The sequence below is a fragment of the Camelimonas sp. FR25 genome, from assembly GCF_059740505.1.
In genome coordinates, this window is the sequence record NZ_JCAWFG010000116.1 from 1 (window position 1) to 9,283 (window position 9,283).

7 protein-coding genes are annotated in these 9,283 nt (G+C 65.7%); 2 read left to right on the forward strand and 5 right to left on the reverse strand.

All coding sequences use genetic code 11. The features are described from left to right. Nucleotides 1-408 precede the first annotated feature (408 nt). The 5 genes from AC6A67_RS16985 to AC6A67_RS17005 form a co-directional block, all read right to left on the reverse strand. The gene (locus AC6A67_RS16985; protein WP_498037747.1) at nucleotides 409-2,064 is read right to left on the reverse strand and encodes an ABC transporter ATP-binding protein; all 1,656 of its coding nucleotides are present in this window, start codon (nucleotides 2,062-2,064) and stop codon (nucleotides 409-411) included. Beyond that, entirely contained in the window at nucleotides 2,061-3,233 is a 1,173-nt protein-coding gene (locus AC6A67_RS16990) for an ABC transporter permease (protein ID WP_498037748.1), read from the reverse strand. The genes AC6A67_RS16985 and AC6A67_RS16990 overlap by 4 nt, the downstream gene beginning before the upstream one ends. Nucleotides 3,234-3,235: 2 nt before the next feature. After that, entirely contained in the window at nucleotides 3,236-4,333 is a 1,098-nt protein-coding gene (locus AC6A67_RS16995) for a microcin C ABC transporter permease YejB (RefSeq protein WP_498037749.1), read from the reverse strand. Nucleotides 4,334-4,379: 46 nt separating this feature from the next. Then, entirely contained in the window at nucleotides 4,380-6,290 is a 1,911-nt protein-coding gene (locus AC6A67_RS17000; protein WP_498037753.1) for an extracellular solute-binding protein, read from the reverse strand. Nucleotides 6,291-6,687: 397 nt separating this feature from the next. Further along, nucleotides 6,688-7,287 carry a c-type cytochrome gene (locus AC6A67_RS17005; protein ID WP_498037750.1) on the reverse strand — a complete coding sequence of 200 codons (600 nt, stop codon included), beginning with the start codon at nucleotides 7,285-7,287 and terminating at the stop codon, nucleotides 6,688-6,690. A 145-nt stretch (nucleotides 7,288-7,432) separates the two neighbouring features. On the opposite strand from AC6A67_RS17005, the gene AC6A67_RS17010 reads away from it, so the two are divergent. After that, nucleotides 7,433-8,182 (forward strand): 3-deoxy-manno-octulosonate cytidylyltransferase, encoded by a 750-nt coding sequence (locus tag AC6A67_RS17010; RefSeq protein ID WP_498037751.1) that lies wholly within the window; start codon nucleotides 7,433-7,435, stop codon nucleotides 8,180-8,182. Nucleotides 8,183-8,200: 18 nt separating this feature from the next. Continuing rightward, nucleotides 8,201-9,118: a prephenate dehydratase gene (locus tag AC6A67_RS17015; protein ID WP_498037752.1), complete on the forward strand. Its 918-nt coding sequence runs from the start codon at nucleotides 8,201-8,203 to the stop codon at nucleotides 9,116-9,118. Nucleotides 9,119-9,283 lie beyond the last annotated feature (165 nt).

Genomic DNA, 9,283 nt, shown 5'->3' on the forward strand with positions numbered 1-9,283 from the left:
TTCGCCCTCTCGCCCCTCCCAACCGTCATGGTCGGGCTTGACCCGACCATCCACGTCTTGCGACCGCGCCGCCAACCATCAGCAAGACGTGGATGCCCGTGACAGGCACGGGCATGACGGCGCTGGGGTGTGGTGGAAGCGGGGGTGCTGGAAGGCGGGGGCGCTGGAAGCTGCGTGTGGCGAGGGCGGCCATGGGTTGCGCGTGCTGCGCCATGGAACGGAAAATCATCCGCCGACTGGCCCGACGGCAGCCCCTTCGCCCTCGCGCCCCCTCCCCACCGTCATGGTCGGGCTTGACCCGACCATCCACGTCTTGCCAACAGCGCCGCCAACCGTGAGCAAGACGTGGATGCCCGTGACAGGCACGGGCATGACGGCGTCGGTTTTTGTGCCAGGCGACGGCGCCCTTCAAACCAAAGGACGATCCTGCGACGGACGGGCGGGAGCCGGCTCTGCGTTGAACGCCGCCGCGAACAGGGCCCGCGTGTAATCGGTCTGCGGCGCGGCGAACAGCTGCTGGGCCGGGCCCTGTTCCACCACCACGCCGTTCTGCATCACCATGACGGTGTTGGCCAAAGCCTTCACCACTTTCAGATCGTGGCTGATGAAGATGTAGGACAGGTTTTTGCGCCGTTGCAGCTCGCGCAGCAGGTCGACAATCTGCGCCTGCACCGACATGTCGAGCGCCGAGGTCGGCTCGTCGAGCAGCACGAAGGCTGGCTCCAGCGCCATGGCGCGGGCGATGGCGATGCGCTGGCGCTGGCCGCCGGAGAATTCGTGCGGGTAGCGGTCCATGCTCGCCGGATCGAGGCCGACGTCGTGCAGCGCCTCCGCCACCTTCTGCCGCTGGGTCGCCAGCGGCATGTCCGGCTGCTGCACCAGCATGCCCTCGGCGATGATCTCGGCCACCGACATGCGCGGCGACAGCGAGCCATAGGGGTCCTGGAACACCATCTGCATGCGCTTGCGCAAAGGCCGAAGCTGTCGCGCCGCCACGCCGTCAATGCGCTGGCCGAGCACAACGATCGGCCCCTCCGAGCGGATCAGCCGCAATAGCGCAAGGCCCAGCGTGGTCTTGCCTGAGCCGGATTCGCCGACAATGCCCAGCGTCTCGCCCCGGCGCAGCTGCAGCGACACGCCATCCACCGCCTTGATGTGGCTGGCCACCTTGCGCAGGAAGCCCTTGCGCACCTCAAACCACACCTTCACCGGACCGGCCTCGACCACCGTCGGCGCATCCGTCGCCACCGGGGCCGCCTCGCCTTTCGGCTCCGCCGCCAGCAGTTTGCGGGTATAGGTGTGCTGCGGATTGGCGAAGACGTCCGCCACCGCTCCGCGCTCAACGATCTTGCCGCCGGTCATCACACAGACATGGTCGGCGATGCGGCGGACAATGCCGAGGTCGTGGGTGATGAACAGCATGGCCATACCGAGCCGGCGCTGCAGATCGGCCAGCAAGGCGAGGATCTGCGCCTGCACCGTCACGTCGAGCGCCGTGGTCGGCTCATCGGCGATGAGCAGATCGGGCTCATTGGCCAAAGCCATGGCGATCATCACGCGCTGGCGCTGGCCGCCAGAGAGCTGGTGCGGATAGGCGCCCAGCCGTTCCGCCGGCTGGCGAATGCCGACCAGCTCCAGCAATTCGATAATCCGCGCCCGCGCCGCCTTGCCGCGCAGCCCCTTATGCAGGGCCAGGATCTCGCCGATCTGCTTCTCCACCGTGTGCAACGGGTTGAGCGAGGTCATCGGCTCCTGAAACACCATGGTGATGTCATTGCCGCGCACGGCGCGCAGATCGGCGTCGGACGCCGTCAGCAGGTTCTGGCCGCGAAACAGCACCTCGCCGTCCGGGTGGCTGGCCGTGGGATAGGGCAGCAGCCGCAGGATCGACATGGCGGTGACGGATTTGCCCGAGCCGCTCTCGCCGACCAGCGCCAGCGTCTCGCCGCGCGCCAGCTCGAACGACACGCCGTCGACCGCCATCGACAGCTGACCGCCCTGGCTGAAGGCGGTCTTCAGGTTGCGCACCTGCAACAGCGGCGCTTCGGTGGTCGCGCGGCTCATGCCATCACCTTGCGTGGATCGAAGGCGTCGCGCACCGCCTCGCCGATAAAGATCAGCAGCGACAGCATCAGCGCGATGACGAAGAAGCCGGACAGGCCAAGCCAGGGCGCCTGCGGATTGGCCTTGCCCTGGGCCAGCATCTCGCCCAGCGACGGCGAGCCTGGCGGCAGGCCGAAGCCGAGGAAATCCAGCGAGGTCAGCGTGGTGATGGCGCCGTTGAGGATGAACGGCAGGAAGGTCAGCGTCGCCACCATGGCGTTGGGCAGCATGTGGCGCACCATGATGCGGACATCCCCCAGGCCGAGGGCGCGGGCGGCGCGGACATATTCCAGATTGCGGGCGCGCAGGAACTCGGCCCGCACCACGCCCACCAGCGACACCCAGGAGAACAGCAGCATGATGCCGAGCAGCACGAGGAAGCCTGGGGTGATCACCGCCGAGATGATAATCAGCAGATACAGCGACGGGATCGCCGTCCACACCTCGATAAAGCGTTGCGACACCAGATCGGTCCAGCCGCCGAAATAACCCTGCATCGCGCCTGCCGCCACGCCGATCAGTGAGGAGGCGATGGCGAGCGCGAGGCCAAACAGCACGGAAATGCGGAAGCCATAGATCAGCCGCGCCAGCACGTCGCGACCCTGATCATCAGTTCCGAGCCAATTGTATTCAAGGTCGCTGCAGGAGGCGCCGCCCATCTTGGCCGCCGCCTCGGCGCATTGCGCCTGCGTGAGCAGCCAGGTGGGCGGCGACGGCGCCGGGGTCGGCAGATTGAGATTCTGGGTGTTGTAGGAGAAGCGGATCGGCGGCCACAGCATCCAGCCATGCGCCTTGATCTCATCGGCGATGGCCGGGTCGCGGTAGTCGGTCACCGCTAAAAAGCCGCCGAACTTCTCCTCCGGATAGTGCACGAAGGCGGGAAACAGCAGTTCGCCCTTGTAGGACGCCAGGATCGGCCGGTCATTGGCCACCAGCTCGGCGCAGAGCGTCACCACAAACAGCGCGAGGAAAATCCACAACGACCACCAGCCGCGCCGGTGGCCGCGAAAATTGCGCCAGCGCCGCTGGTTGAGCGGCGACAGCCACGCGCGCTTGCCGCGCGGCGACGGCGGCGGCGCAATGATCGGGGCGGCGGGCGTGGGTATGTCCCCGGCGACGACGGCGCTCATGCTCACGTCTCCCGGGTTTCAAAATCGATGCGCGGATCGATCCAGGTATAGGTCAGGTCCGAGATCAGATTCACCACGAGGCCAAGCAGCGAGAAAATGTACAGCGAGGCGAACACCACTGGATAGTCGCGGTTGATGATGGATTCAAACGACAGCAGGCCGAGACCGTCGAGGGAGAAGATCGTCTCGATCAGCAAGGAGCTGGCGAAGAACGCGCCGATAAACGCCCCGGGCAGGCCGGCGATGACGATCAGCATGGCGTTGCGGAACACATGGCCATAGAGCACGCGCCGCTCGGTCAGCCCCTTCATCCGCGCCGTCAGCACATATTGCTTGCGGATCTCGTCCAGAAACGAATTGCGCGTCAGAAGCGTCGTGGTGGCGAAGGAGCCCAGCGCCATGGCGGTGATCGGCAGCGCCAGATGCCAGAAATAATCGGCGATCTTGCCGACGAGGCTGAGCTGCTCCCAATTGTCGGAAGTCAGGCCGCGCAAGGGGAAGAACTGGAAGAACGAGCCGCCGGCGAACAGCACGATCAGCAAAATGGCGAACAGGAAGCCAGGGATGGCGTAGCCAATGATCACCACCACCGATGTCCAGGCATCGAAGCGCGAGCCATCGCGCATCGCCTTGGCCACGCCGAGCGGGATGGAGATGGCGTAACTGAGCAGCAGCATCCACAGCCCAAGCGAGATCGACACCGGCAGCTTCTCGGCGATCAGATCGACCACGGGCGTATCGCGAAAATAGCTCTTGCCGAAATCGAAACGGGCGTAGTCCCAGATCATCTTGCCGAAGCGCTCATAGGCCGGCTTGTCAAAGCCGAATTGCGCCTCCAGCTGCTTGATGAAGGCCGGGTCCAGCCCCTGGGCGCCGCGATAGCCGCCATCGCCACCACCGCCGCCGCCTGCCTGGCCGGCGAGGTCCGCGCCGCCGCCGGTGAAGCGCCCGGTGGCGCCGGCGTCAGTGCCCTGCAATTGGGCGATCACCCGCTCCACCGGGCCGCCTGGCGCGAATTGCACCAGCACGAACGAGATCAGCATGATGCCGAGGATGGTCGGAATCATCAGCAGCAGGCGGCGCAGCACATATCCGGCCATCAGCGTCGCTCCAGCCCACCGGGACGGCGGCTCTTCTGCGCGGTCATCAGCGGCGGCCGCCGGTCTTTGCGGCGAGGCTTGCGTCCCACCACCAGATGGTCGGGAAGGCCGAGGCGCCATATTCCGGCATGGTCGCCGGGCGGCCAAAGCGGTTCCAGCGCGCCGTGCGCTGGTAGCCGTAGGACCATTGCGGCACGACGTAATTGTGATGCAGCAGCACCCGGTCGAGCGCCCGGGCGGCGGCGACCAGCTCGACGCGGTTGGTGGCGTAGACCAGCTTGCTGATCAGCGCATCGACGCCCGCGTCAGCGATGCCGGCGACATTCTCTGAGCCTGGACGTTTCGCCGCCTCCGAGCCCCAATAATTCCACTGTTCATTGCCCGGCGACAGGCTCTGGCCCCACAGATAGGTGGTGCAGTCGAAATCGAAGCTGCGCATACGGTTTTCATATTGCACGCTATCGACGGTGCGCATGTTGATGGTGATGCCGAGGCGCTGCAGCGCGTTCTTGTAGGGCAGCACCGGCCGTTCAAAGGCCTGGTCATAGGTGATGTATTCAAACACCATCGGCGCGCCGGTGGACTTGTTGACCAGCTGGCGGCCGCGCTGCTCCCAGCCCGCTTCGTTCAGCAGGCGATTGGCCTCGCGCAGATTGTTGCGGAACGCCTCCTGCGAGCCAGCCACCGGATTCTTGTAGGGCTCGGTGAACACGCTGGCCGGGATCTTGTCGCGGACGCTCTCCAGTATCTCTTTCTCCAGCCCCTCGGGCAGGCCGGATGAGGCCAGCTCGGTGCCCCAGAAATAGGAGTTGATGCGCGCGTACTGGCCAAAAAACAGCGTGCGATTCACTTCCTCAAAGTCGAAGGCGTAGTTCAGCGCCCGCCGCACCCGCTCGTCCTGGAACATCGGGCGGCGCAGGTTGAAGGCGAACGCCTGCATCACGCCGCTGGAGCGCTGGGCGAACTCCTCCAGCACCACGCGCTTGTCGCGCACCGCCGGAAAATCATAGCCCGTGGCCCAGTTGCGGGCGACGTTCTCGATGCGGAAGTCGAACTGGTCGCCCTTGAACGCCTCGAACATCACCGTCAGGTCGCGGTAATAGTCGATGCGCAGGCCGTCGAAATTATTGGCGCCGACGTTCATCAGCAGCTTGTCGCCCCAATAGTCCCGCACACGCTCATATTCACACCAGCGGCCAGCGTCGAAGGCCTTGATGCGATAGGGGCCGGAGCCCAGCGGCGGCTCCAGCGTCGTGGCGGTGATGTCGCGCTTGCGTCCCTGGGCGTCGACGCCCTCCCACCAGTGGCGGGGCAGCACGGTCAGCTGGCCGACGATCTGTGGCAATTCACGATTGCCGGTGGTGGAGAAGCGGAACGTGACCTCGCGCTCGCCGGTTTTCTCTGCGGAAACGACGTCGCGCCAATAAGCTGCGTAGCGCGGGTTAAGCTTCTTCAGCTGCGTGAAGCTGAAGATAACGTCCTCGACGCTGACCGGAACGCCGTCGTGCCAGCGCGCTTCAGGACGCAGGCGATACGCCGCCCAGGAATAATCGTCGGGGTGGCGACCGGCGCTGGCGAGCTGGCCATATTCGGTGTTCACCTCATCCAGCGACTGGCTCATCAGCTGGTCATAGATCAGCGAAATCCGCCCTTCCAGGGCGCCTTTGACGCCAGCCACCGCCAGATTGAAATTATCGAAGCCGCCCGAGGCGGCCAGCCGCACGACGCCGCCACGCGGCGCCTGAGGGTTGACGTAAGCAAAATGCCGGGCGTCGGGGCCATATTTTGGCTCGCCCATCATCGACATGGCGTGGCGCCAGGGCGGCGTGTCAGCAGACACAGCCCCAGCTGCCGCCGCTCCTGCCGCCGCCTGTGGCCCGCCAGACGCCTGCGCCGCCGCGGACCCACCGCCTGCGCCGAGCAACCCCGCGACGCTGGCGGCGCCGCCGAGCAACACCGAACGCCGGCTTGGATGATGGCCAGAGCTGGCGGGCGCATCATGCAGGCGGAGGTCATCGGTGGTTTTTGGCACGGGCGGCTCCGGGATAGTGGCGAGGCGGCGCCGCGTCAGCGTCGTTTGGCGGCAGCCGGACAGGGCGTCTTGCAGGGCGTCTTGCCGACGCACGGTTTATGCAAATCACGCCGTGATGGCGCAGCCTTCAGTTATGCCCGCAAAAAGGGCGGCGGCAAGTCCAAACACCCCCAAATGCGGACGCCGCTGGCCAGGCCGCCCTGTTGTCTGCACGCGCTGCGCCTCGCCGCCAGAGCGGCGTCGCACGCTGCATCTCTGGAGGGCGGCCATAAAAAAGGCCGGGCGAGAGCCCGGCCTTGGTGCGCATGACGCTAAAGCGTCTTCAGTTCTTTGCCGGCTCCTGCGCCGCCGGAGCAGCGGCAGGGGCAGCAGGCGCTGCGTCAGCGGCCGGGAGCGGCTTCGGCGCATCCGACTGGCTGTTGAGCCAGACCAGAATGTCGGCGCGCTCTTCTTCCTTCGAGATGCCGGCGAAGTTCATCAGCGTGCCAGGCACGGCCTTCTTCGGATTGGTCAGGAATTCGTTGAGGTTCTCGAAATTCCACTCACCGCCATGCTCCTTCATCGCCTTGGAATAGGCGAAGCCGTCCGCATGGGCGACCTTGCCGCCGATGGTGCCGTAGAGATACGGGCCAATCTTGTTCGGAGCGCCCTTCTCGAACGCATGGCAGGTCTTGCACTTGGCGACGGCCTTCTCGCCGCGCGCGGCGTCAGCCTTGGCCAGCAGCACCGGCAGCGGGGTCGCCGGCTTGGCGGCTTCAGCGGCGCCGCCTGCTGAAGCCTCCGCCGCCTGCGGCAGATCATAGCCGGGAACCGCCGGACGGTGGTTCTCGAACAGCTTCTCGGTGACGATACCCAGCCCAAGCACGAACATCAGAGTGCCCAGAACCGCGCCGGCAATTTTGTTAAGCTCGAAGGAATCCATAAACGGCGACTCCGCAAGGCGTGACCTGGAAATACAACAGCGCCCCGCAAACGGAGCTTTGGGCGATGATTAACCGCTTTGACGGGGCGAACGCAACTCGTATAGACCAAACGGTGTTTGCTACTTTTTGACGCCGTTCCAAACTATGATCCAGCCCATCGTCCTCATCCCGGCCCGTATGGCCTCCACCAGACTGCCCGGGAAACCGTTGGCGGATATCGCTGGCGCGCCGATGATCGTGCAGGTGATGCGCCGCGCGCAGGAGGCGGATATCGGCCCTGTGGTCATCGCCACCGACACCGTGGAGGTGGCGGAAGCTGTTGAAAAGGCTGGCGGAACCGTGGTGATGACCCGCGCCGACCACCCGTCTGGCTCGGACCGGATCCACGAGGCGCTTCAGGCCATTGACCCTGCGGGTCGATACGACGTGATTGTGAACGTCCAGGGCGATCTGCCGACCATTAACCCTGCCGTCATCAAGGCGTCGCTGCGACCGCTGGCCGATGCAGCTGTGGATATCGCAACCCTCGCCGCCGTGATCACCCGGCCGGAAGAGCGCGATGAGTCAAGCGTGGTCAAGGCGGTGGGCAGCCATCTCGCCCCGGACCATCTGCGGGCGCTGTACTTTACCAGGGCCACTGCTCCCTGGGGTAGTGGCCCGCTCCTGCACCATATCGGCCTCTACGCCTGGCGCCGCAGCGCGCTTGAGCGCTTCGTGCAACTGCCGCCCTCGCCGCTGGAAGAGCGGGAGAAGCTGGAGCAGCTGCGCGCCCTCGAGGCCGGCATGCGAATTGACATAATTGTGGTGGATGACGTGCCCCTCGGGGTCGACACGCCAAAGGACCTTGAGCGGGCGCGCGCCATATTGGCCACCCGCGCCAATGGGTCCGCCTGAACAGTTTACGGAGACACCATGACCGGCGCCACGCCCGGTGCAGTTTCTGCCCCGGCACACGACAGCACGCCTGACAGCGCTTCCCGCCTGATCTCTTTCCAGGGCGAAAACGGAGCCAATTCGCAGATCGCCAGCCGGGAAGTGTTCCCCGACCGCGACACCCTGCCCTGCGCCACCTTTGAGGACGCCCTTGCCGCCGTAAAGGATGGCGTCGCGGAATTCGGCATGATCCCGATTGAGAACTCGATCGCCGGTCGCGTCGCCGACATCCATCATTTCCTGCCGACCTCGGGCCTGCACATCGTCGGCGAGCACTTCCTGCCGATCCGCTTCCAGCTGATGGCGCTGCCCGGCGCGCCGGTGGAGGGGCTGAAGAGCGTCTACAGCCACGTGCACGCCATCGGCCAGTGCCGCCGCATCATCCGCCGCCTCGGCCTGCGCGCGGTTGTCACCGGCGACACCGCCGGCGCGGCGCGCGAAGTGGCCGAATGGGGCGATCCCAGCCGCGCGGCGCTGGCGCCCCGACTGGCGGCTGAGGTCTATGGCCTCACCATTCTCGCCGAGGATGTCGAGGATGAGGCGCACAACACCACCCGCTTCGTGGTGCTGGCCCGTGAGCCACAATGGCCTGCCCCAGAGGAAGGACCGTGCATCACCAGCTTTGTCTTCCGGGTGCGTAACCTGCCGGCGGCCTTGTACAAGGCGCTGGGCGGCTTCGCCACCAATGGCGTCAACATGACCAAGCTGGAAAGCTACCAGGTCGAGGGCCAGTTCGCCGCCACGCAGTTTTTTGTTGAGGTGGAAGGCCATCCGGACCAGCGCGCCCTGCAGCTGGCGTTCGAGGAGCTGAAATTCTTCTCGAAGGAGTTCCGGATTCTCGGCGTCTATCCGGCCTCGCCCTATCGCGAGACCCTGCGGGCCATGGCCGCCGAATAAGCGCCCGGTTTCCCCTGGCGCGTCACGCCAGCGTCACGCCCATCAGGCACACAGCCCGCCCATAAGGCGGGCTGTTGTCGTTGTGGCGTCTGCGACCGCGAGCGCGCCCATCGTCACGCAGCGGCGCCACAGGCCCGGGCTGACGGGACTGACGGGACTGACGGG